The organism is Ruegeria sp. I3 (assembly GCF_056532525.1).
This window is the reverse complement of record NZ_JBQFNI010000003.1, coordinates 441633-466100: the sequence shown is the minus strand read 5'-3', so window position 1 is coordinate 466100 and position 24468 is coordinate 441633. Positions and strand designations below refer to the sequence as shown.

21 protein-coding genes are annotated in these 24468 nt (G+C 54.8%); 11 read left to right on the top strand and 10 right to left on the bottom strand.

Going from position 1 to position 24468, the window contains the following annotated elements; genetic code table 11:
- Positions 1-9: 9 nt before the first annotated feature.
- A complete protein-coding gene (locus tag ACR0L9_RS10660; RefSeq protein WP_170509435.1) occupies positions 10-891 on the bottom strand; it encodes an NrtR DNA-binding winged helix domain-containing protein in 882 nt (293 codons plus the stop codon).
- 865 nt (positions 892-1756) lie between these two features.
- Positions 1757-3820: an alkyl/aryl-sulfatase gene (locus ACR0L9_RS10655; protein ID WP_480895612.1), complete on the bottom strand. Its 2064-nt coding sequence runs from the start codon at positions 3818-3820 to the stop codon at positions 1757-1759.
- A 293-nt stretch (positions 3821-4113) separates the two neighbouring features.
- Between ACR0L9_RS10655 and ACR0L9_RS10650 the strand changes: the two genes are divergently transcribed.
- Complete coding sequence (locus ACR0L9_RS10650) at positions 4114-5811, top strand: tetratricopeptide repeat protein (RefSeq protein WP_480895611.1); 1698 nt, start codon at positions 4114-4116, stop codon at positions 5809-5811.
- Between the two features lie 565 nt (positions 5812-6376).
- Here ACR0L9_RS10650 and ACR0L9_RS10645 read toward each other — a convergent pair.
- Positions 6377-6730: a hypothetical protein gene (locus tag ACR0L9_RS10645; protein WP_170394225.1), complete on the bottom strand. Its 354-nt coding sequence runs from the start codon at positions 6728-6730 to the stop codon at positions 6377-6379.
- A 341-nt stretch (positions 6731-7071) separates the two neighbouring features.
- Positions 7072-8289 carry a 3-sulfinopropanoyl-CoA desulfinase gene (gene acdA / locus ACR0L9_RS10640; RefSeq protein WP_480895610.1) on the bottom strand — a complete coding sequence of 406 codons (1218 nt, stop codon included), beginning with the start codon at positions 8287-8289 and terminating at the stop codon, positions 7072-7074.
- Positions 8290-8384: 95 nt separating this feature from the next.
- On the opposite strand from acdA, the gene ACR0L9_RS10635 reads away from it, so the two are divergent.
- Positions 8385-9269 carry a LysR family transcriptional regulator gene (locus tag ACR0L9_RS10635; RefSeq protein WP_170512082.1) on the top strand — a complete coding sequence of 295 codons (885 nt, stop codon included), beginning with the start codon at positions 8385-8387 and terminating at the stop codon, positions 9267-9269.
- 287 nt (positions 9270-9556) lie between these two features.
- Here the strand turns inward: ACR0L9_RS10635 and ACR0L9_RS10630 are convergent, their stop codons facing one another.
- Positions 9557-10468: a LysR family transcriptional regulator gene (locus tag ACR0L9_RS10630; RefSeq protein ID WP_480614248.1), complete on the bottom strand. Its 912-nt coding sequence runs from the start codon at positions 10466-10468 to the stop codon at positions 9557-9559.
- A gap of 107 nt (positions 10469-10575) precedes the next feature.
- On the opposite strand from ACR0L9_RS10630, the gene ACR0L9_RS10625 reads away from it, so the two are divergent.
- The 5 genes from ACR0L9_RS10625 (at position 10576) to ACR0L9_RS10605 (ending at position 15138) form a co-directional block, all read left to right on the top strand.
- A complete protein-coding gene (locus tag ACR0L9_RS10625; protein ID WP_480895609.1) occupies positions 10576-11352 on the top strand; it encodes a CmcJ/NvfI family oxidoreductase in 777 nt (258 codons plus the stop codon).
- Positions 11353-11365: 13 nt separating this feature from the next.
- Entirely contained in the window at positions 11366-12331 is a 966-nt protein-coding gene (locus ACR0L9_RS10620) for an LLM class oxidoreductase (RefSeq protein WP_480895608.1), read from the top strand.
- Between the two features lie 12 nt (positions 12332-12343).
- Positions 12344-13132 carry an SDR family NAD(P)-dependent oxidoreductase gene (locus tag ACR0L9_RS10615; RefSeq protein WP_480895607.1) on the top strand — a complete coding sequence of 263 codons (789 nt, stop codon included), beginning with the start codon at positions 12344-12346 and terminating at the stop codon, positions 13130-13132.
- A gap of 91 nt (positions 13133-13223) precedes the next feature.
- Positions 13224-14069, top strand: coding sequence for an enoyl-CoA hydratase/isomerase family protein (locus ACR0L9_RS10610; RefSeq protein WP_170596288.1), 846 nt, complete (start codon positions 13224-13226; stop codon positions 14067-14069).
- An 82-nt stretch (positions 14070-14151) separates the two neighbouring features.
- A complete protein-coding gene (locus tag ACR0L9_RS10605) occupies positions 14152-15138 on the top strand; it encodes a zinc-dependent alcohol dehydrogenase family protein (RefSeq protein ID WP_480895606.1) in 987 nt (328 codons plus the stop codon).
- A gap of 182 nt (positions 15139-15320) precedes the next feature.
- On the opposite strand, the gene ACR0L9_RS10600 is transcribed toward ACR0L9_RS10605, so the two are convergent.
- From ACR0L9_RS10600 to ACR0L9_RS10585, 4 genes are read right to left on the bottom strand one after another with little or no spacing between them, the layout of a single operon-like run.
- Entirely contained in the window at positions 15321-16118 is a 798-nt protein-coding gene (locus tag ACR0L9_RS10600) for an ABC transporter permease (RefSeq protein WP_480895605.1), read from the bottom strand.
- Positions 16115-16867 (bottom strand): ABC transporter permease, encoded by a 753-nt coding sequence (locus ACR0L9_RS10595; RefSeq protein WP_170423024.1) that lies wholly within the window; start codon positions 16865-16867, stop codon positions 16115-16117. The genes ACR0L9_RS10600 and ACR0L9_RS10595 overlap by 4 nt, the downstream gene beginning before the upstream one ends.
- Positions 16868-16876: 9 nt before the next feature.
- Complete coding sequence (locus ACR0L9_RS10590) at positions 16877-17641, bottom strand: transporter substrate-binding domain-containing protein (RefSeq protein WP_480895604.1); 765 nt, start codon at positions 17639-17641, stop codon at positions 16877-16879.
- A gap of 41 nt (positions 17642-17682) precedes the next feature.
- A complete protein-coding gene (locus tag ACR0L9_RS10585) occupies positions 17683-18480 on the bottom strand; it encodes an ATP-binding cassette domain-containing protein (RefSeq protein WP_170407522.1) in 798 nt (265 codons plus the stop codon).
- Positions 18481-18557: 77 nt separating this feature from the next.
- Between ACR0L9_RS10585 and ACR0L9_RS10580 the strand changes: the two genes are divergently transcribed.
- Genes ACR0L9_RS10580 through ACR0L9_RS10565 form a run of 4 tightly spaced genes read left to right on the top strand, consistent with a single transcriptional unit; the run spans position 18558 to position 22782 of the window.
- The gene (locus tag ACR0L9_RS10580; RefSeq protein ID WP_480586152.1) at positions 18558-19214 is read left to right on the top strand and encodes a TetR/AcrR family transcriptional regulator; all 657 of its coding nucleotides are present in this window, start codon (positions 18558-18560) and stop codon (positions 19212-19214) included.
- A complete protein-coding gene (locus ACR0L9_RS10575) occupies positions 19211-20395 on the top strand; it encodes a pyridoxal phosphate-dependent aminotransferase (RefSeq protein ID WP_480895603.1) in 1185 nt (394 codons plus the stop codon). The genes ACR0L9_RS10580 and ACR0L9_RS10575 overlap by 4 nt, the downstream gene beginning before the upstream one ends.
- Entirely contained in the window at positions 20392-21996 is a 1605-nt protein-coding gene (locus tag ACR0L9_RS10570; protein ID WP_480895602.1) for a 5-guanidino-2-oxopentanoate decarboxylase, read from the top strand. The genes ACR0L9_RS10575 and ACR0L9_RS10570 overlap by 4 nt, the downstream gene beginning before the upstream one ends.
- Positions 21997-21999: 3 nt before the next feature.
- The gene (locus ACR0L9_RS10565; protein ID WP_480895601.1) at positions 22000-22782 is read left to right on the top strand and encodes an arginine deiminase family protein; all 783 of its coding nucleotides are present in this window, start codon (positions 22000-22002) and stop codon (positions 22780-22782) included.
- Positions 22783-22901: 119 nt separating this feature from the next.
- Here the strand turns inward: ACR0L9_RS10565 and ACR0L9_RS10560 are convergent, their stop codons facing one another.
- On the bottom strand, positions 22902-24440 hold the full coding sequence (locus ACR0L9_RS10560) for a glycosyltransferase family 2 protein (protein WP_480895600.1): 1539 nt from the start codon (positions 24438-24440) through the stop codon (positions 22902-22904).
- Between the last annotated feature and the right edge of the window lie 28 nt (positions 24441-24468).

Sequence of the window (24468 nt, the reverse complement as noted above, 5' to 3'; positions counted from 1 at the left end):
AAGCGAGGTTCAGGACCGGGAGAGAGGTAATCTGACGCCCGACAGCATGCGAGCCTCTAGAATGGCCGGCCTATATCGGAACAGGCGCGCCGGGCGACCACCGGTGCCGCTGGACATTTCGCCGGTATCTTCAATCAATTCCTGCTGATCAATCTGGCGGCGAAAATTGGGTTTGTGCAGGTGTAGACCAGACAGCGCTTCGACTGTGCGCTGTAACTGCAGCAAGGTGAAGCTTTCGGGCATGAGCTCGAACACAACCGGAGAGTATTTTATCTTGGCCCGCAAGCGAGATATGCCGGTGGCGAGAATGCGACGGTTGTCCGCTTCCATGTGACGACCGAATTCAGGAGTGTCAACAAGCCCTGCTTCGTACATCAGCTCATAACGTTGCAAAACCAGTTCTTCGTTCCAAGTCTTCCCATTCAAACCAAACAGATAGTCCACACGCTGCAGTTTTAGCGGATCACTTCCTGCCCAAGCTGAGATACGTTTGATAATTTGCGGTAGCTCTTCTGGGCTGCGATCACGATGATCCTCCCATGGGAAGTACTGATACCAGCTACGCCATGCCGGACGTCCAGCACCGGTAGTATCCTGCTCTCGCACCAGACCGAGATAGCTGATCGAGATACGCTGAGAGTTGTCGGCATAACCCGAGCGTGGATCGCGATCCCTGTCTGCAAAGGTATAAAGCTGTTCAAGATATCCCACCGGATGGCCGGTCTGCGCCTCAATCCAGGCCCGCAAGCCGCTTTGCAAGCTGCGGTGTGAAGATTCGAACGGTCCCGAAGGTAGCGCGTTACCGCCACGCAAGGTCATGACACGCGGCTGATCATCAGTCACGGCGATTAGGATTGCGATCAGTTCGGCAGGGGCTAGTCCACTTGGCAAGGAATTTCCTGTTTGTAGAATGTCGCGAAGCGTTGGTTAGAATGTGCGTTCTAACCCAAATCTAATACCTTGGCTTGAAGAAAAATACCGTGTGACGGGTGCTTCTTAAGAGAACAAGCTTTTCTGGCCCAGTTTATCGCCCCACTGATCAACCATCAGGCTACTACTTTCGGTCCAACGAACTCGAAATACAGTTTCGTCTCACGACTTGAGCAGTATCGCAAGATATGGGTTCGGGCTGACCAAACAGCCCGTTGAGGTATTCGTTTCGCTAAAGTAGTTCTCGGACCGGTCTTACGTATGATCTTTTTGAAGGCTGCCGTTTCCGCAAAGACATTATTGATTACACTAAATACTTCGATTTGCGACACACAGTGTCTTATCGAAATTTGGAAGCGATCATAGCATATCGCAGCTAAGGTCTGACCACGTCACATTCGACAGTTGGGTTGTGAAGCTTCCTCCAGTTCGAAGATACCCATCCGACCCGCGGCGCTAAGCAGCCAGTTCTTTGAATCGTTGTACGGGACAGGGTCCAGGAGTGAATTGAAATCTACGGATCGGGACCTCTGGGTAGTTTGATATCTTGGCTGATGTTCACAAATTGCAAGTTTCAGAACATCCCAGTTTGATTTTTGCGTCATGCGCTTTGGCTTTCTTAGGCTGAAGATTCTGATCCCGCATTGACACCACGGATGAGAGTGTCCGCGCACGGCGGTAACAATCCAGCAGTCGTTCGGGCGGGGCATTCTGCTGCTCCGATACCAGCACTACTGGTCGAAAACTTCTCCCGGTCCAATAGTTAGAAAGAGAGAGGCCCAGGGCAGCAAAACCCTGAGCCAGCTTTCAATCGGACGGTCCCGTCTCAGCCGCCACTCGAGTTTGCTAACCCGGGCTGGGCAAAATCATTGGCGGGTGGTGTCAAATCCTGCACACCGGTGCCGGGCATCAACTCGAAACCCAAATCGAATTGATCCAGGGTCGAAGCCAGTTGCGCTACGATCTCGGGGTTGCCCTCAGACTGCGCGGTGCCATCAGCGAGCATCTCGGTCAATCTGCGCTCACCGGTCATGACCTTTTCCAGGTCCGTGCGGCTCAGACTGATCGAAAGATCGGCGTCTTCCGCCACCTGATCGACGATATGAGTCAGAGTGGCATTGCTCATCTCGACAACGATGTTCTCGTCCCGATCGGGGATCGACAGGTTGATGGTGAACTCCATATCGGCGGCTTTGGCGCTATTGACGCGAATGGCCAGAAAGTCGAGCCACATCGTGGTCTGCATCGCCTTGATCGTATCGGGACCGGTGGTCTCGATGGTAGCGCCCTGCGGAATACCGTTGCGCAGTTCGAACGCCGCACCAAGGAACGAGTTGCGGACCGAAGGGCTTTCCTTCTGATACCCGATTTGCTCGAACGCGTCGGCCAACAGGTCCTTGGCGGCCTGGTTCTGTGGCTCGGCGTAGACCAGTTTGTTCAGAATCTCGGTTGCTTCAAGGTATTTGCCGGTGTCGACTAATTCCTGCCCTTTCGACAGGATCGGTTGGGCGCCGCCCATCATCTCGACAAACAGCGGAGCGCTGTCTTCTGGCGACAGGGGTGTCAGCGTGGTGGGGTTGGCATCCCAGTAGCCCAGATAACGGTTTATCACCGCCCGGCTGTTATGCTCGACCGAGCCATGATAGCTGCGCGCGGCCCATTGCTGCTGCAGGCTTTCCGGCACGTCATAGACGTTGTGAATCTGATTAATGGTCACGCCTTTGTTGGCCAGATTCAGTACCCCGTTGTTAAGATTGGCGTAAGTGTCACGCTGCGCACGCATCACTTCCTGAATGCGCTCATTTCCGTAACGGGGCCAAGAGTGAGAGGCGAACATCAACTCGGCATCCTGCCCAAACTTGTACAGCGCGTCATTGACATGCTTGGACCAGCTCAACGCATCGCGCACCAGTGCGCCACGCAAGGTATAGATGTTGTGAATTGTGCCAGTGATGTTTTCCGCCGCCCAGAATGCCTTGAGCTCGGGGAAATAGGTATTCATCTCAGCAGGTGCTTCAGTACCCGGTGTATTCTGGAAGATCATACGCACGCCGTCTACGGTGATCTCTTCATACGCGTCCGAGACATAGCGGGTCGGTTCGATCAGACCCGTGGTGCCAGCCGAGATGTTCTTGCCGATGGACTGATCCACATGGCCGAACGGGCTGCGTGGCAGCAATACGCCGTATTGAAAAAACAGCCGGCGGTTCATCACGTTGCCCGCATAGACGTTTTCGGAAACCGCATGTTCCATGAAACCTTCGGGCGCGATCACCTCCACGCCGTTTGCCACGTCCTCATCGGTGATCACTCCGCGCACACCGCCATAATGGTCGGCGTGGGAATGCGAATAGACAACCGCCTTGACCGGCAGTTCGCCCACGGTGTCGTTCAGCAGCTTCAGCGCTGCGGCGGCAGTTTCCTTGGAGGCCAGCGGGTCAAAGATGATCCAGCCGGTATCGCCACGAATAAAAGTGATGTTGGACAGATCGAAGCCACGCACCTGATAGATGCTGTCGTCGAGAATCTCGTACAGGCCGAAATTCATGTTCAGGATCGCCTGACGCTGCAACGACGGGTGGATCGAGTCGAACTCTTTGCCCTCGAGCAGATAGTTATAGCTGCCGATGTCCCAGGCGACGGTGCCATCCTCGGTTTTGATCTGGCGGTATTCTGGAACCGCAATTAGCCCCTTGCGGCTTTCTTCAAAGTCACGCTCGTCATCGAACGGCAGGTTATTGCGTTGGGTTTGCTGGAATTCGATCGTGTAATCCGAGGGCAGCTTGCCCTTCGGGTCAAAGTGCTGAGGACTATCATCCTGCGCGACGGCAAGGCCTGAGGTCAGCGTCAAAAGGGTGACGGTCAAGAGTAAGGTGGTTCGACGTGGCATATATAATCGGTTCCTATCATGAACGCTTCAAAAGAGATCGCAGCGCAGGAGGTCTGACGGGACAAACCACGAGGTTGAAATTCGTCCCGCCGGTGCATTGACGTCCAGAAGTGCCGAGATGCGCGATCTTTTGGAAGCCGGGTGCCTGCCTGTACGACCAGCAGTGCGGCCCTCTTATCCGCAGAATTTTTCCCGAGAAGTGCAAACATGTTGCCACCTGTCGAAAAACACATGTATCAACGAGGCCAACATAATGGTTTTCCTTGGTTTTCCCGAGGCAGAGGGATATTGAAGTGGATACTACCGAGCGCGAAATTCGGGTACAGATGCAACGTATCCTGGATCATCCGGATTTCACCGCCAGCCCCAAACGCCGCGCATTTCTGAACTATATCATCGAGGAATATCTGGCCGGTCGTTCAGATCAGATCAAAGGCGTGTCGATTGCCATGTCGGTCTTTGACCGCGACGAAAGCTTCGACCAGCAGGTCGATCCGATTGTCCGACTTGAGGCGCGGCGACTACGGCAGGAGATTGACACCTATTATGCCGGGCCCGGTCGGGGCGATCCGATACGCCTCACCATGCCCAAAGGAGGATACGCGCCGCGGTTCGAAAAATCTTCACTGCCCGGCCCTGTTCCGGCACCTGCTGACGCCCGGCCCAATGCCGGGCTCAGAGGGCGACGACGCGCTGGGATTGGACTGGCTGTCGCCTTTGGCCTGGCATTGTTTGGGCTGATCTGGGGATTGGCCCGTTCAGGGACGCCCGAGGAACAGGCAAATCACAGCTTGCCCAAAGGACCCGTCGTGGCTGTACTGCCCTTTGAAACTCTGGGAGAGGGCCCCGAGTACCTCGCCGATGGTCTTACCCGGCAGTTGACGACCGAGTTGATCCGGTTCCGGGACATCTGGGTCTTGCCCCTTGGCAGCACACTGCATTCTGGTGAAACTGAGATTGATACGGCGAGCTTGCGTACAGAATTCAACGCTGATTTCGCGCTGGAAGGCAGTGTGATGGACAGGGGCGACACCTTGCGCCTGTCCGCACGCCTCATTGATCTGAAAGACCGAAGATATATCTGGTCGCAAAGCTATGAGGTCAGCGATACCTCCAAGGAGATCTATGCGGTACAGGACAGCATTATCCGAGATGTAATGGGTAAACTGGCCGGGAAATACGGGCTACTGACGCTTGGCGCGATGCGAGATGCCGATAGAATTCCACCCAACAATCGCGATGCTTATGACTGTGTGCTTGGTTATTACAGCTATCAGGTAACCATCAATCTGGATCGCCATGCCGAAATCAAATCCTGCATCCTGAACGCGCTTGAGAAGGCTCCGGATTATGCCGAGGCCTGGGCGGTGCTGTCGAACCTGTATCTGCAACAGATACGTTTTGGGCTGGGCGGAAATCGCGAACAGATTCTGGCCGCAGCCGATGCCGCAGCACGCCGGGCGGTCGAGATCGACCCAAATCTGGCGGCGGGACATCTGATGATGGCCAATATGCGGTTCGTGCTTGGTGATTTTGCCGGGTTCCGCGAGGCCGGGCAACGGGCGATTGACCTGAATCCGAATGATACCGACGTTCTGGCCCATTACGGGATGCGTCTGGCGTTCAGTGGCGAATGGGACAAAGGACTTGCTATTGTAGACCGGGCAATCGCTCTGAACCCTGTGCATCCTCAGTGGTATCTGTTTCCGCGGGTTTTTTACGAGTTCGACCGGGGCGACTATGAAGCGGCGCTGGCACAATTGGAACAAATCGATATGCCAGGTTTCTTCTGGACCCATCTATGGCAGGCCGCGCTACACAGCAAACTGGGAAATGGGGAACAGGCCCAGGCGGCCCTACGCAGCTTGTTGGTTCTACGCCCAGATTTTTCATCTGTTGCATCGGATATACTTGCCATTTGGCAACTTGACGCCACATTTAAGGAGAACCTGTTGGCCAGCCTCCAGAAGGCTGGTTTGTCAGATTCTTGACCGGCTTATCCAGTTTCCGCACACTTATTCATCGGTGGGTTTCACAGTTATCTGGAATCGCATCACCCTTGTACGCAGCAATAAGTAAACCACGTCAGATGGCTGACTTTATATCATCAGATCGTAGTTCGATTTTCTAGCTTTCACGCAAGCGGGCCAACGGTCGCTGCCGGTCCATGTCTGGAATGGTTTGTCAGAGTTGGCGCATTTTGGGGACGGCCTTTTACGTAGTTTCGGCATTGCAAAGCACTTTGCTCATCGGTGCTCAACATGCGGAAGTTGATTATCTGTAGCCTGAAAGAAGCGCGCTTCTGGGTGGGATATGTCAATTCGATGCGCCAAAATGCAAGGCAATCGAGACGCGTCTTCGGAAGATCTGCGCGACACAGTTCACCCACCCAATCACGCCGGTTTCTTTATCTGTTACAACTGAAACGTTTATTCGGCATCAGAGCACTCCTTCTCTGGTCAGAGTTTGCCCCAAATTACGAACTCTGTTCGGACCCTTTTCTGAGTCACGGCCAAGGCCCCTTTCGATAAACCACTGAGTAATCTGCAGCCATTACTAGCCCACCACTCCGTGACCACGCACCTGCATGCAGTTCACAAGCACATGACGCCGCGCCATTTCGTCATTGTACTGGCCGCGCACAGATCCGACTATGCCACCTGCGATCGCACCTCCGATGACATCTTCCTTCTCGCCAACAACCCAACCAGTGACCGCGCCATCAATAGCGCCGAACGTAGCATCCATTTTACGCTGCCCGGGATTGAAACTCGCGGCCATCAATCGGCATTCAGCCTCATCTGTGTAGAAGGTCGCATTCCTGGTTCCGTCAACCATCAGTGGCTTCTGCATCGGGTACTGAGTGCATGCGGTAAGACTGATGAGAGCAACAAAAATGAACTTTTTCATCGCAGCTTTCCTTTCGGGAATCGAAGTAATTGCTTGGCGTACACGATAAACTTGCCTGCCTAGGCAAATCTCATTTAGGAAGTTTACGATTGTCGAAAAATAGCCCAGCCATTTTACGCAGCGTAAAATTGCATTTGTTTCGCTGGCTCGGTCGCAAACTTCTCTGGCGCATGAATGCAGCGCCTTTCTTGCGCAGCTAAGTTGGCTAAATAGGCAACTAGATTAACGCGAAAAAACCGTCGGCCGAGCATGCCGAAGGCGTGACGGCACGCAGCCGCGTAGGGCTGCGGCACAAGAAAGTCGGCGGCCCGAAAGACCTTTTTCAATTTTCATAGGGTCTTCTATTCAGCCGCGTAACGCTCCATGTCGGCAAGGCGCGTGTATCCGTCCCGCGTCTGTGGTGTTTTAATGCCTAGAATATTTCCGGCGATTTGGGTCCGGAGAATCTGTGCGGTCCCGCCGCCGATAGTGAACATGCGCACATCGCGATACATCCGCTCCAGAGGTTCACGATCGCTGTAGCCGCGCGCGCCGAACATCTGCAGCGCATCGCTGACCACCTTAATAGCCATCTCGGACGCAAAAAGCTTGGCGCGGGCGGCCATGGTCATATCGGGATACTGACTGCCGTTTTGGCCACGCGATCGTGCCGCTTCATGGAGCAGCAGCCTAGCTGCATGAACTTGCGTGTCCATATCGGCCAGCATCCATTGAAGCCCCTGGAATTCTGCAAGCGGGCGCCCGAACTGTTCACGTTGAACGAGGTAGCGTTTTGCATGTTCAAGTGCCCCTGCCGCAACACCCATAGCAACTGCTCCCGCACCGACGCGTTGCGAATTGTAAGCGTTCATCAGGTCGGCAAAGCCACGCTTCAATCCTGAAGGCGGTTTGACCAGCCATTTCTCGTTGATCTCGACATTTTCGAACCGCAATTCTGCTTCGGGCATACCGCAAAGGCCCATCGTGTATTCGCGACCCACCACGGTGAACCCCTTGGGCGAATCTCCTGACATCGGGTCGGCAAACAGAATGAAACCGCCAATCCCCTGATCGACGCCTGCCTCATCGAGCACGCGGGCAAAGATCAGGTACAGCTTCGAGACCCCTCCACCAGTGATCCAATGCTTGGACCCGTTGAGGATGTATGTGCGACCCTGTTTCCGCGCGGTAGTCTGCATATCGGTCGCGGCACTTCCCGAGTCAGGTTCGGTTATGCAGATCGCAGGCTTATCTCCTGCCAGGACATGCTGAGCACAGAAAGCCTTCTGCTCGTCATTGCCGTACCCCATGACCGCACTGATGCCGCCCATGTTGCCCTCGACAACGATGCGGGCGGTCAGGGTGCAGGTTTTTGCGATCTCTTCCACCACCATGGTGACATCCAGAAAACTCGCGCCCTGCCCACCATATTTCTTGGGAATGGTCATACCCATGATGCCAGCATCGGCCAATTCGCCAACATTCTGCCAGCAATACCTGCGCGATCTGTCCCAATCTGCGGCACGTTTCTCAAATTCTGGGGCCAGTTCTTTCGCAACGTTCACAAGCGGATGCGGCATGCGTGTCCCTCGTCTCTGTTTCTTAACAGAATACGCTTGCAGTAATACAACACAATCGAATAAAATTGGATATCTAATCCAATATACCTTAAGTTATGCAGACACGTTCTCTCAGAACCCTCATACGGGTCTCGAATGTCGGCTCCTTTGCAAAAGCGGCCGAGCAGCAAAACATGACATTGTCTGCACTTTCAATGCAGATGAAGGCGCTTGAGGTGGAGCTTGGCGTCGACCTCTTTGACCGCACCGTACGACCACCGCGACTTACACCAATCGGCCGGAGCATCGTCGCGGCATCGATCCCGCTCCTGCAGCACGAAGACAGCCTTCGCAAAATCTGTCGCCCGACGGACACGCTTTTTGGGCATTTCCGAATAGGATTTGTCACAACTGCTGCCGTTCGCTTGCTGCCGAACTTCCTGAACAACGCAAAACGTCAAGCACCGCAAGCGACCTTCTCATTCGAAACCGGCCTGTCCAAGGTTCTACAAGAAAAGGTTGTAAGCGGTCAGCTTGATGCCGCCCTTCTTACAGATGCAGAAGGTGTTCCCGACACGCTTGCGGAAAAGGTGCTTCGAGTGGAACCCTTTGCCTTTGCAGCCCATGAGAAATTGCTGAAAGACGGCCTCGCGGGTTTATTGAATGCGCAGCCCTTCTTTCACTTTATGCCCGACACCGGGATCGGAAAACTCATTGCTGGAGAGATGCTTAAGCACAAAAGACCAAAGGGTTCCGAAACCATTGTCCTTGATAACCTTGAAGCGATTATGGAGTGTGTTTCGGCAGGCTTGGGTTTTACGCTTCTGCCTGTCCCCGATGTTTTGCGGTATCGGTCTGACGACGTCAAAAGTATTTGTCTTCCACAATCGTCGGCTCGGAAACTTGTTCTTGCGACCGTGCGCAAGGGCGCGCTGGCTGGAAGTGAGGCGATGCTTGCCGCGCTATTTTCGACAGGCGAGGCCGTCGCTGCGAGCGAATAAGAAACACCTTTCCTGCACTCGCGGCTTCGGCTTGATCGACTAAGGTCTTGAAACCCTCTTTTGGGTTCAGGCAAGAACGACCGGAACCGGCCTTGGATAAACCGTTTAGATGCTGCGATGCAGCCTGTCTAACTAGCCACTCGCTACGGGAGCGATGGCCGCATTCACGGGAACTCAAAAATCGCGGAACAGATCAGGCTATTGCAATTGTAAAAGGCGTGTCCGCCTCGTGCATTTCTCCAAACTGGCGCCGTGATGTCTTAAGGCGCGCTTGACCAATATTGGGATCATGTTTCCCAAGGTGGATTTGAGCCAATCTCTGTGATCAGAAAATCCATGAATACCCGAACTTTGGGAGATAATACGTTGGACTTGGGATAGATAAGCCATAGAACATTGTCTTCCGTAGCCTCAAAGTCTGGCAGAATTTGCATCAACCGGCCCGATTTCAGGTGATCATACACGCTCCACAGTGCGTTTAGGGATATTCCGGCGCCGGCCAGAGTGGCGCAGACCTGACTTTGGCCGTCGTCGATGATCAATTGACCCTTGGCCATCGCTGGATCAAATGTGGCTTTCTCACCTGCCTTTCCCGTTAGCGTGCGCAATTGGCGATTTTGGAAAGCGATCAGGTGGTGGCTTTTCAGATCGGCAGGTGTTTTGGGTGTGCCGTATGTGTCAAGATAGTGCGGCGCGGCGCACAGTATGCGTCGGTCATCAGCCAATTTTCGGCCTTTCAGGCTGGTGTCGACAAGCGGCGCATTTCTTAGTGCAAGGTCGTAACTCCCCTCGATAAGATCAAACTGCACATCCGACAGGCGCAAATCGAGCGTCAGATCGGGGTGCTGTTGAAGAAATTTCGGCAGGATTGGTGCAATGTAGAGCTGAGCAAAGGTGCTGGGTGCAGCGAAGCGCAATGTACCGCGGATGGTCGCTGTTTGTTTGCCCAACGCCGTAAGTGCCGCCTCTTCCTGCGCAATAATCTCTCGGGCGAAGGGCAGGAAATCGGCACCTTCAACAGACAGCGACACTTTGCGCGTTGTGCGATGTAACAGTTCGGAACCCAGGCTTTGCTCCAACTTGGCAAGCTTTGCGCTCGAGACAGCTGGAGCCATGCCCAAAGCGCGCCCCGCCGCACTGATGTTCAGCCTTTCTGCCGCCGCTACAAACAATCTCAGCGCGTCTGTATCAAGCCCCATTATATCGCAAACCCGAATTATCAATCCATGAATGGGCAGTTTATACGCAAATAGATTAGCGTTAAATCCCCTTCATGGATGCAACTCGGCATGGGAAGGAGACGCAGATGACGCGGACAGCCACAGTCAACTACCACGTTCACAAGCCCTGGCGGCAAGCCTTTGAACTAGATGCAGGCGGGATTGCTGGTAATTTGATTTCGCCCGAACTGGCCAGCACGGCTGTTGCATTGACAGATGCCCGCACCACGAGCAACACAGTTACATTTGCGTCTGATGCTGTTGAGTTCGCGCTGCTGGAAACGCAGGTACAAGATTTTACCGGCGAGGTCTGGAAACCGACATACGATGCGGAACTAACGGCAATGCTCTCGAACAAGTTAGGTGCGCGCGAGGTTGTGGTTTTTGATCACACGGTTCGGATAGATGACCCAGGAGCGACGCGCAAACCCGCGCGCAACGTCCACAGTGACTATAGCAAGGACGGAGCCGAACAGCGGCTTGTCGATCTTTTGGGTGCCGAGGCCGCAGCGGAGTGGGCGAGCGGTCACTATGCTTTTGTTAATGTGTGGCGCCCTGTGGATCATCCTATCAACTCAGCACCCCTGGGCTTTGTTCGCCCGTCATCAGTTGAACCGTCTGATTGGATTTTGCTGGACCTGATCTATCCCGACCGCAATGGGCAAATAATGGGGCTGGTAGGAAACCCCAGGCATGAATGGATTTATCAATCGAAGATGACGCCGGATGAGGTCGCGATCTTCAACATCTATGACAATCAAGGTGCTCCGTCGATCGCGCATAGTGCGCTTGATATGGTCGAAGATTCAAACGTCAACACCATTCGCAAAAGCATCGAGAGCCGCACCTTGGTGCGCTATTAAAGGAGAGCCGGACATGTTGGATAAAATGCAGCCTGCTGATTTTGCCCAAATCAACGTGGCCTATAACCGTGTATTTCGACCGGGACGGCTGAGCGTTGGCCTTGTGTTGCCGCTCGAAGCATATGCAGTCGGTGCAGAGCCGACGCTTCGGGATCATCTGGAAGCGGCTCGGAAAGCGGAGAACCTCGGGTTTGCATCACTTTGGCTGCGCGACGTGCCATTCAACGTTCCAAGCTTTGGTGATGCAGGACAGATTTTCGATCCATTTGTCTATCTGGGTGCGCTTGCTGCGGTGACGGACCGAATTGCCCTTGGAACGGCGAGCGTGATCCTGCCATTGCGTCACCCCGCTCATGTAGCCAAGGCGGCGGCGAGCGCGGATGTGCTCTCGGGCGGACGGTTGCTCTTGGGTGTAGCCTCCGGGGACCGGCCTGAGGAGTATCCGGCTATGAACCAGAGCTATGATGACCGCGGGGCACGTTTCCGCGACAGCTTTGACTATATCCGCGCCGTTGGATTGGACTATCCCGAGCGTGAAAGTGCACAGGGTACGCTGTCTGGCGGGATTGACCTGCTGCCAAAGCCGCATGGGACCCGCCTGCCGATGATTATTACGGGTGGTAGCCAGCAATCCCCCGATTGGGTGGCGCAGAACGGCGATGGTTGGTTGACCTATCCGCGCAATGCGACTGCCCAAAGGCAGGTTATTGCGGACTATCGGAGGCGCGGGAAGGAAGCGGGCCAGCCAGACAAGCCTGTCATGCAATCCCTGTATATCGATGTCGTTGCCGATCACGCCGCACCGCCGCGCCCGATCCATCTTGGGTTTCAGTCTGGCACCGATTTCCTGCGTAGCTATTTACGTGAAATAGAAACGCTTGGGGTCAATCACGTTGCACTGAACCTACGGTTCAATCAAGCGCCCATCGATACAACGCTCGAACACCTGGCGGATACCGTACTGCCCGACTTTTCCTAAAGGATCAGATCAATGAACAAGACTATACTCATTACAGGTTCAACCGACGGCATTGGTTTGCTCACGGCAAAGAAGCTGGCCGCCGATGGACACAAAGTACTTCTGCATGGACGCAGTACCTCCAAATTGGACAGCGCTGCCACCGACGTCGGCGGCGATGTCGAAACTTATACCGCTGATCTGAGCGATCTGTCCGCAGTGCGAGAACTGGCTGAAAGCGTAAAGGCCAAACATGACAAACTGGACGTGTTGATCAACAATGCAGGTGTGCTGAAAGCTCCGCAAACCGTGCTTGCGAATGGACAGGACATCCGCTTTGTCGTCAACACACTCGCACCCTATCTGCTCACAGAATTGCTGATGCCGATCATTCCCGCCGACGGGCGCGTCGTGAACCTGTCATCGGCAGCGCAGGCCCCGGTGAATTTAAATGCACTGGAGGGCAGTGTTCCGCTGGATGATATGGAGGCTTACGCGCAAAGCAAGCTGGCGATCACCATCTGGACCCGGGAATGGGCCAAATCTCTGTCCGATGCACCCGTCATGGTCGCGGTAAATCCGGGATCGCTGTTGGCCTCAAAGATGGTGAAAGAAGGATTCGGCCTAGCCGGGAACGATATGAACATCGGCGCTGATATCCTGATTGACGCAGCATTGGGTGATCGGTTCGCTGATGCGTCAGGTGCCTATTTTGACAATGACAGCGGTGCCTTCGCGAATCCACATGCCGCAGCACTGGACAAAGCACATGTTGCCGACGTCATGAACTCGATCAGAGGTTTGATTAACCAGACCAACTGACCCGCGCTGCGCTAAATCCAGACGCGCTTCCAACTTTAACCTCCCTTACCCCTCGCGCGTGCCGCGTCGAGGCCCAAGAAAGGACTGTCTGATGAAATATGAGAGCTTTCAAACCTTTGACGTTGCTGTTGAAAACGGCATCGCAACAGTCACATTCAACTTTGGCACCGTAAACGTGCAAGGCCAGGAAATGCTGGCCGACCTCAACAGTCTGGCCATGCGGCTAGAGCGAGACCGCGAAACCAAGGTCGTGATCTTTCAATCCGCCAACCCGGAAATCTGGGTCTGCCACTACGATACCGAGCTGCTCAAGGATATGTCGACTGAGGCCGTATCCCGGGAGGACGCACAGCTTTTGGACCTTCAATCGGTCTGCGAACGGATCAGCAAGGTGCCACAAGCCACCATCGCAAAGCTGGAAGGGTTCGCACGTGGTGGCGGACACGAGTTGGCGTTGGCGCTCGACATGCGATTTGCGGCGCGGGGTAAGTACAAGTTCATGCAGATGGAAGTTGGAATGGGCATCCTGCCTTGCGGCGGCGGTGCTTCGCGCATGGCACGTCAAACCGGCCTTGGAAAAGCGCTTGAGATCATCCTGAGCGCACAAGACTACGATGCGGATGATGCAGAACGTCTGGGCACCATAAACAAGGCTTTGGAGCCAGATGAGATTGGCCCGTATGTGACAGCGCTCGCCGAGCGGATCGCAAAATTCCCGGCAGAGTCGATCAATGCCTGCAAGCAGATGGTCTATGAATCCATTGACAAACCAATTGATGAAGCGCTGAAGGCCGAAGCCTATTGGCTGTATCAGGCCACAAGCAAAACCCCGGCGGTCAAACGGTTCACCATCGCGGATGAACAGGGTCTGGAACACGACATCGAAAACCAGCGCAAGTGGGGCGATCTGGTTATGCAGGTTCAGGATATCAACTGATCCGTCCTCCAACACAATGATCACGTCAGGCGTGCGCTGTTCAAAGCCGCGCCTGACACTTCGCTAAAAAAGGAATATCCCAATGAAAGCAATGGTTCTGAACGCCTACGGACCCGATGCACCGTTCGAGCTTGTAGAAATGCCTGACCCGGTCGCAACGTCTGGGCATGTAGTCGTCAAAGTGGCCGCGGCCAGCGTCAATACCGTCGATACAATGATCCGAAGCATGGGCGCGGATCTACCTCTGTCCCCCAATTTGCCCGCGGTCCTTGGCATGGATTTTGCTGGCACAATCACAGCCGTTGGCGAAGGTGTTACAGGTTTTTCCATAGGCGATGAGGTGTATGGCTGCGCCGGTGGTATGATGGACCTCCCTGGTTCGCTAGCCGAGTACATCAATGCGGATGCCCGCCTGATTGCACACAAACCCAAGACGCTGAGCATGCGAGAAGCCGCGGCGCTGCCTCTCGTAGGCATCACCGCCTACGAAGGATTGACGCGCGCCGGTGTCGGCGAAGGGCAGACCGTTCTGGTTCAAGGCGGTGCCGGTGGCGTTGGTCATGTTGCCGTTCAAGTTGCGCGCCACCTTGGCGCAACCGTGTCGGCAACAGGTCGCGGAGCGGATCAGTTAGCCCTCATCGAGGGTCTCGGTGCGCGCCCGTTGGATTTCACAACCCAAAAGGTCGAGGACTACGTGGCCGAACACACTGATGGCGTGGGCTTCGATGTGGTGTTTGATAGCGTGGGTGGGCAGAACATGACGAACTCGTTCGAAGCGGCCAAGCTCAATGGCCAAGTCGCCTCAACCGTCGCGATGGTCGAGATTGATCTGACACCTGTGCATTTCAAAGGTCTGTCTCTGCACGTCGTCTTCATGCTGATCCCGATGATGCATGATGTCGGGCGTCAATCCCATGGTGACATCCTGAAAACTCTGGCGGAAATGGCGGACGCAGGCCAACTCAAACCAATTGTTGACGAACAGAGGTTTGGGTGGACCAATGTCGATGCAGCCTATGAGCACCTGACAAACGGAGCGGCGGTCGGAAAAGTTGTTGTAGAGCTGTGAACGGAACCGGCCGGGATTGGTGCGCAGAGATAAAATTGCGCACCATTCCAGTATGGCCTGATATTGATATCGACCATCAGTACTCAGCCAAGCTGAATCCAAGTTGCAGCTCAGATTGCTATGAACTCAAAGCACTGGTCGGAGCTGACGCAGCACATGGATCCCCTCCGCTGCTGGCGATACTAACTGATACCGCCATTGCGGATTCCAGTCCCAAGAACCTTTACTTCCAGCCAGTGGAAACCAAATGCGATCACGCCCGCGACGAGAATATAGAATACGGCCAACAGGATTAGCGGCTCGTAAATAATGAAAGTGTCGGAGCGCACACGTGAAGACACGGCGTAAATGTCGACGACAGTGATCGTCGCAACCAATGGAGTTGCTTTGAGTTGCAATATGGTTTCACCGCCCAATGTCGGCAAGACGTTGCGGATAGCCTGCGGCAACCAGATACGGCGAAACATGGTGAAACGTGGCATGCCAAATGCCTTGGCTGCCTCAAGCTGACCCTTGGCGACCCCTTTGAAGGCACCGCGCATCACCTCTCCTTCGTAGCCGGCATAGGACAACGTCAGCGCCAGTACTGCATATGGCCAGGCCTGTCGCAAATAGGGCCACAACTCGGAAGAGCGTATCCAGGGGAACTGCGGAAACAAAGACCCAAGCCCATAATACAATAACCAGAGTTGCAGCAGCAGCGGTGTGCCGCGGATGATAGTGCAAAATGCCTTGGCCGGGGCGGCAAGATACCAAGGCCCTACCGCCTGTGCCAATCCAAGAGGAACGGCGAGTAGGAAACCCAAAACTACGGTGACCACCAACAGCCAGATTGTCGTCCAAATGCCCTGAAGGGCGAGCGGCGCATATTTCGGGATCCAGTCCCACTGAAGAGAGACGGCGCACCAGACAACGATTCCAGCGAATATCAGCATTATCACAATGCGATGTGGTTGCATCAACGATCTGAAATCAATCATCTGCCCCCTCCTTTAAGGGAGGGTTGGCCGCGACGCGCCCATTTCTCAATCCGAGCGAAGATGCCGCCCGAACACAGCGTTACCATGAGATAAAGAAAACCCGCTGCCAGAAAGAAAGTAAAATAGGCGCGTGTGCTGCTTGCAGCCTGGCGGGTTTCCAGTGTCAGTTCATTAAATCCCACAACAGCGAGCAACGCGGTATCTTTGGTTGCAATCAGCCACAGGTTGGCAAGACCTGGCACGGCGAAGCTCATCATGGCCGGGATTGTCACGCGGCGCATGGTCATGAAGGCGGGCATACCGTAGGACTTGGCCGCTTCGATCTGACCGGGCGGAACCGCCTGAATCGCGCCGCGCAAAATCTCGGTCGCGTAAGCGCCCTGGACCACACCCAGCACCCATATGCCTGCGCCAACACCACTGACCTCAACCCGACCCCCGCCCATTGCGGCGGAGATTTTGTTTATGATGTCAGATCCCACGTAATACAGGATCAGGATCAGGACCAGCTCGGGCACAGCCCGGATCACCGTCGTGTAGATGGCGAGAAGATCGCGCGTGACCTTCCCGCCATAGAGTTTGCCATAAGCTCCGAACAATCCGATCACGAGACCGAGGGCGTAAGCGCCGAAAGCGATCTGCAATGAGTGGGACAATCCGCGCAGCAGATTGGCCCCCCATCCCGGCGGCGAGAGCGACAAAAGCTCTGCGCTCTGCGCCAATCCAAGTGAATCCAACAGTCCGTTCACAGCAGCGGCTTAGTAAATGCTGGCCGAGAAATAGTTCGATGTGATCTTCTCGTGCGTGCCATCGGCAAGAATTGCGGCGATGCCTTTGTTCAGCGCCTCACGCAGGTCATCTTGCCCTTTGCGCACGCCAGCCCCAACGCCGCGTCCCAGAATAGCGGGATCATCTGCAACGGCGCCTTTAATTTCACAGCAAGCGCCCGCATCCGAGTTTACAAAGTCGGCCATGGCGATGCTGTCTGCTTGAGTTGCATCAATACGGCCTGCGAACAGGTCCTGATTGGCCTCATCCTGTGTCTGATAAACCCGCAGTTCAGCATCCTTGAAATATTCCTGCGCATAGGCCTGGTGGATGGTCGAAGCCTGAATGCCGACAACTTTACCCGCCAGCGACTCTGGTGTCGCTTCGATATCCATCGATTTGTCCGCAACGATCACAGCGGGTGTGTTGTAGTAAGGATCGCTGAAATCAATGGTTTTCAGCCGCTCCTCGGTGATCGACATAGAGGCCATGATGGCGTCGATTTGCTGCCCGGTCAGCGATGGGATGATACCATCCCAGGCTACAGGCGTTATAACACAGTCCAGTTCGGCAGCGGCACAGACAGCATTGATAACATCGATCTCCCATCCAACCCAGTTGCCTGAGCTGTCAAGCGAAGCGAATGGTGGATAAGGTTCAGCCGCGATACCGATCTTGACCTCTTCGGCTCTGGCGACACCAACTGAAAGGATGGCGGCGGCAACTCCGGACGCAAGCAGTTTCTTAAGGTTCATTTTGTTACTCCCTTTTGGTTCATTAGTTTGTTTTGACTGAATCAGGCGACCGAGCTGAGGAACTGCCTCAACCGCTCTGATTTTGGATTACCGAAGACCTCGGCAGGTGGACCCTGCTCTTCAATGCGGCCTTCGAAAAGATAGACAACGTGGCTGGCAACTTCGCGCGCAAATTTCATTTCATGGGTGACGAGCAGCATGGTGCGTCCTTCACCAGCGAGATCACGGATCACGTTCAAAACTTCGCCGACCAACTCGGGGTCCAGCGCCGATGTGGGCTCATCGAAAAGCATCACCGAAGGATCTACGGCAAGCGCACGGGCAATGGCGGCGCGCTGTTGCTGACCGCCAGATAGATAGGCCGGAAAGGTGTCTGCCTTGTCACCAAGCCCTACCCTTTTCAACAGGTCGTGCGCCCGCGAGATAGCCTCTGCCTTTGGCACCTTTAGGACATGTATCGGCACTTCGATCACGTTCTCCAGAAGCGTGCGATGCGTCCACAGATTGAACTGCTGAAAAACCATTGCCAGCCGCGTTCGGATACGCTCGATCTGGCGGCGGTTCGCGGGGCTACCATCGGCGTGCATTTCAACCAATTCACCGCCTATGGTGATTTTTCCCGAGCTCGGCGTTTCCAAGAAGTTGATACAGCGCAGCATGGTGGATTTGCCCGAGCCTGACCCCCCGATGATTGCGACAACGTCCCCCTTGTTGGCAGTCAGGGAGACACCCTTCAGGACCTCTAGCGCACCAAAGGATTTGTGCAGGTCCTCAATCTTTATCGCCTCAATGGACGCAGTGGCTTCGGGTGTGGGTGATGCTGCTTCGGCTGTGTCCATATCTAACAATCTTCTGATTTCAGCTTGCAGTAAGCCTCGAATCTCGCAATTATGCAAGTGTATAATAACTCCATGCCATGGATGACACTGACGTGCAGGACGACAGCCGCAAATTTAAACGTGAATCTGCTGAGTTTCGGCGCGAGGCGCTGATATTGGCGACTTTGGACCTGATCGCCGAGATGGGCGTCCGCGGTGCCACGGTGCGTGAGATTGCAGCCCGCGCGAACGTGACCCAAGGGTTGATCCGTCATTATTTCTCTTCAAAAGAAGAGTTGGTTCAAGCGGCGTATGAGCACCACATGAATACGCTAACCGATCAGACAGCAGCTTCGTCAGGAACGGGAAGCGCAGTATCTCAGTTGACCAACTTCGTTGACGCGTCGCTACGACCACCAATCGTTGATCCAAGCGCCGTGGCGTTGTGGGCCAGCTTTCTGAACAAGGTGCAACATGATTCAAAAATGCAGCGCATTCACCAGCAGACCTATAACTATTTCCGGGGTCACCTCGAGGAACTGATCGTCGCCGCATTGCTGGAAACCGGACGTTCAGTTGCTGCAACGGAGGCAACGCAACTGGCCATTGCTTGCAACGCGGTAATCGACGGCCTTTGGTTGGAAGGCGGTGCGCTTCCGGACGCGTTTTCCGAAGGGCAACTGGCGCAGATCGGCTTAGACTCGGTAAGCGCCATCTTAGGGATTCCAATAAACAAAGAGGCGGAGCAGCCATGAAGACCACATCTGTGACTGAGCGTTTAGCGGGGTTGGGTGGTGCCAAATGGGGTGTACACCTGAAAGCACGCGATCTTATCAAAGCCGGAGCGGATATCGTCGAAATGACGATTGGAGAACCGGATGTGCCCGTGCCAGCCGCATTGGTAGAAGCCACCGTAACCTCCTTGCGGGCACAACGGACAGGGTATTCCAACGGGCGCGGTGAAGCCGGACTGCTTGACGCGCTTGCTGCTCGCTATTCAACCTCTCGTGGGCGGCCCTTCGGACCCGAGAACTTTTTGTGCTTTCCCGGGACGCAAACCGCCCTTTTCGCAGTGATGTCCGGGATTGCAGAGGCCGGAGACGAGGTTTTGGTTGGTGATCCGATGTACGCGACATACGAAGGAGTCGTGCGTGCATCCGGGGCGGATATGGTGCCTGTGCCGCTTCGGCCAGAGCACGGGTTTCGCATGCAAGCCGAAGATATTGCCGCACGCATCACTCCACGCAGCCGCGCCATTCTTCTGACAACGCCACACAACCCGACAGGTGCAATTCTGACTACCACGGAAATTGCCGAAATCGGGCAGCTCGCCATGGCGCACGATTTATGGATCATCTCGGACGAGGTCTATGAAGAACTGATCTTTGACGAGGCCGAATTTGCTTCACCATTGGCAGACCCGAAACTGGCGGATCGTGTCATAGGTGTATCATCCATCTCGAAATCACATGCTGCCCCAGGGTTTCGTAGCGGTTGGTGTGTCGGACCAGCAGCGTTTTGTGAAGCGCTGCTGCCGTATTCCGAAACAATGCTCTTTGGCAATCAGCCCTTCATCGCGGACATGACCGAAATGGCAATCCGCGACGGGTCCGAGGTTGCGCCCGGCATGGCCGCTCGTTTCTCTGGCCGCGCCACCCTGCTGGCTGATCGTCTTGAAGCAGAAACGGATCTGACGGTTCATCGCCCAGAGGCGGGAATGTTCGCCCTCATCAACGTTTCCGCCACCGGGTTTGATGGCGAAGCTTATGCGTGGGATCTGTTACAGGCCGGGGTGGCTGTCATGCCAGGGTCCGCCTTTGGCGGCGGTCTGAAAGACTGGGTCCGGGTCGCGCTGACGATTAGTGACGCCGATTTTGCCACAGCGGTTTCTCGCATCATTGATCACGCCAACAGCAAATCACGCGAGGTTGCATGAGCGGAATGACAATCGGTGAAGCTTTGGTTGCCAAGCTTCGCCAAAGAGATGTGACCTGCGTCTTCGGAATTCCGGGCGTTCACACGGTCGAACTTTACCGCGGTCTTGCTACTTCGGGCATTCGTCATATCACGCCCAGGCATGAACAGGGTGCTGGTTTCATGGCTGATGGCTACGCGCGTGTTTCGGGGAAACCGGGTGTGACCTTTGTGATCACCGGCCCCGGATTGACCAACACCTTGACACCGATGGCGCAGGCGCGCGCTGATTCAATTCCGATGTTGGTGGTCTCTGGTGTCAATAAAACCGCTTCACTTGGCAAGGGCTTGGGACATCTGCATGAATTGCCAGACCAACTGGGGCTGGCCAGAACAGTTGCGTTGGTGTCAGAACAAGTTCCCGACTCCAACGCTCTGGACCCGGTCTTGGACCGTGTTTTTCACGATCTTGCCAACGGTCGCCCAGGGCCGGTGCATATAGAGATCCCGTTGGATGTAGCAGCAGAAAAATATCAAAAAACACCAGTCGAGACGCTCGATCCAGCACCCCCGTTCAATCCAGATTTAATCTCACAAGCGGCAAGGCAACTGGCTAAAGCAAATCGAGTTGTCATTCTGGCGGGCGGTGGCGCGAAAAAAGCGGAAACCGATTTACAGACATTGGCTGAAACCCTCGATGCCCCCGTCGTGCAAACCGTCAACGCACGGGGCCTGATGCACGGACATCCACTGACCGTTCCTGCCAGCCCCAGCCTCAAAGCAGTACGCGAGCTGATTGAAAGCGCTGATTGCGTTCTGGCTTTGGGAACCGAATTGGGGCCAACCGACTATGACATGTACGCCACCGAGCAAATAGCAGGAAGGTCAGGCCTGATCCGGGTGGATCGCTGCAGCGATCAACTGGCGCGACATGAGGCAGCGCTTACCATTCAAGGTGACGTTAATTTGGTTGTACCGGCGCTGTTTGGGGCATTGTCCAATGAGGCCAAGCAAGACGACGGTGCCGAACGCGCCAGCAAAACACGCCGCGCCGCCTGGGAGGAAATTGGTCCGGACTATCGCCATCAGGTCGAAATCCTGAATGCCATTCGCTCAGAAGTTCCGAATGCATTGATGGTCGGAGACTCAACCCAACCAATTTATGCCGGCAATCTTTTCTACGACCACGACCGGGCCGGTGGTTGGTTCAACGCAGCAACGGGATATGGCGCGCTCGGCTACGGGATACCCGCTGCCATCGGCGCGTCGATCGCCGATCCGACTGCAAGGGCGATCTGCATTGTCGGCGATGGAGGTGCACAGTTTTCATTGCCTGAAATCATGGCCGCAGCAGATGAAAACCTGCCGGTCACCTTCGTGATCTGGAACAATCATGGATACCAGGAAATTGCCGCGTCGATGCGGGATGTGGGTGTGACCGTCATAGGATGTGATCCTTCGCCCCCGAATTTTTCTGCATCAGCCAAGTCTTTTGGCATTCCATTCACCAAGGTTCCGGCCGAACCACAGGCTGTCGCGCAGGCGTTGCGCGAAACTGTCGCTTTAGATGGGCCTGCAATGATCGAAGTCATCGCTCCGAAATGTGAACCTCAGAAAGATTGAAACATGTCAGACCCGACCTTTGAGTTCTCCCGCGCAATCACCCGCCGCCCGGCTGCGACCATTGCTGGTGGTTTGCGTGCGAAGGATATTGGAAACCCCGATTTCGAAGGGATGATGGCGGCACACAAGGCTTACGTGGCTGCACTGAATAGCACCGGGGCTGAAGTGATCGAACTTGATCCCCTTGACGCGTTCCCCGACGCACAGTTTGTCGAAGATACAGCCGTTTGCCTGCCGCAAGGCGCTGTGCTGATGCGGCCAGGCGCACCATCGCGGATGGGTGAGGTGGCAGAAATGGCGCCAAATCTTCGCGCTTGCTACGAGACGGTTCTGGAAATCAACGGCCCCGGCCATATCGAGGGCGGAGATATTCTTGTAACGGGTCGCGAAATTTTGGTGGGCAGATCAGACCGCACTGATGCTGAAGGTGTCGCCGAGCTGTCTAAAATCACCTCCGCGTGGGGCCACAAACTGCGCGAAGTGTTTACACCGGAAGGCGTTTTGCACTTCAAGACAGATTGTTCACTGATGGATGCCGAAACAATCCTGTCAACCCGAAGACTTGATGCATCAGGCTGCTTTGAGGGCTACCGAGTGCTTCATGTTGCTGATGGGGAAGAAGCTGCTGCCAACGCGATCCGCTTCAACAATCTGGTGCTGATGGCCGCAGGCTTCTCGCGCACAGCAGACATGTTGGATCGTGAAGGGTATGAGATCGTAGAAATTGACAACACCGATTGCGCCAAGCTGGATGGCGGCATGTCATGTCTCTCGCTAAGATTTTGAAGGGTTATTCGTCAACTTTTGGTTATCGGCGGTCTTTTAGTTGGCGAATGAATATCAGCCGCGCGCTATCTGCGACAGCCGGGGCCGTTCTCTGAATCTGATCATTGCGGCAGGATAAGTCAGCTATGCATATCCGCATCCATGATGGCGCGGATCCGTTGTAAATCCTCAAGTTCGATGCTGGTGATCTCGTCATAAAGGTTGCGAAACTCGGGCTCATCCATCAAAAACTCAATCTTAGCCTGGTGCCAGGCAACAGCTTTTTCGTGTAGCTGCGCAATCTGCGGAATGGCTAGCAACGCTTCCATCGCCACTGACAATCTGGCCTGGTTGCGTTGGATAGTGACGTCCTGATACTGGTTCCAATCCATCCGTATCCAATAGTTGCGCCCGACAGTGCGATCCACATGAAGGGCCCGTCCGCGTTGACGCTTGACCAAGAAAGACTGCGCAGATCTTAGTGCGTAGTGGTTTAGCTGGACCAGTTCATAACCGATGGTCTTGATATCGGATCTCCAGCCATTCTTTGCCACTTTGAGCGTGATATCCTGACCCGATCCATTGACCCATAGCACCTGTCCGGCTTTTGCTTCTTTCAGCTTATTGGGCCGGTGACAGCTTAGTTTACGATAGGCACGAATATTCCTGGTGGCGGTCTTGAAGCCCCAAGCGGTATGCGGTTTGGGCAGATATGACGGAGCGCATCGGTCAAATTGCGCAATGACCGGCCTGTCCTCGTAGGTCTTTATCCCGGCCGACCCAAATTGCCGCCAGGTCATGGCAATATTGCTGACCCCCTCGGGCAGGCGCTTATAAAGTTCCGGCAGTGTCCCGTTACCAAAGCGGATGTTGATAAACTCATCCACATCAATATGGATAACCCAATCAGCACGTTTGACCACCTTGAGCTTTGCAGACTGGTTCAGAGCCCACTGTTGCGGGGAATTGCCCTTCCATTTGTTGTTGTCGACATGCGTGACAAGACCGGTTTTGGCCAGCGCATCCAGCATCAGATCCGTGCCATCCTCGCAGCCATTGGTATATATAACAAAGTGATGCACCCCGATCGATTGATGGTATGCAATCCATTCCAATAGGAAAGGGCCTTCGTTTTTCATGCAACCGATCAGCACCGTGCCGCTGGTACCCTCTGGCGGCCTGAGGTCCACCGGCACCGTGTCACCCATGGGTTGACTTTCGTCAAAACTGGTCAGGTCATTGCGCGGCAAGAAGCGACGGGCAAATGGCAGCACTTCTTTTGGAGTGGATTCTTCTTTTGCAGAGGATGCCAGGGTAGAGAATGCAGGAGGCTGCGCAGTCAGATCATCTGGCCATTCAATCCGGTTAGCTATCGCATCGGCACCAAATTGTGTGGCCCAAATTCTGGCGCGATCAGATCCTGAATCAAGATCAGTCAAAATCAGGATGTCAGCCGCCAATTGCCCCAAAGCTTCGTGGACTCGACCAACAGAGACTTCCGTGGTGAGGTTTTCTGCTAGCCCTGGCATGGCCAAAAGCATGAACCGCGGTCGCTCATTAGCAATCGCACTGGCGAGTGCGGGCAAAAATTCGGGCGGCTCGGCCTTTGCACGTCTTCGCCGCGTAATCTGCGCAAACGTAACCAGTTGCTGCTGCAAACCTGCATTATCGATACTCAAAACAGACGCAACCCCATTGGCTTGGCGC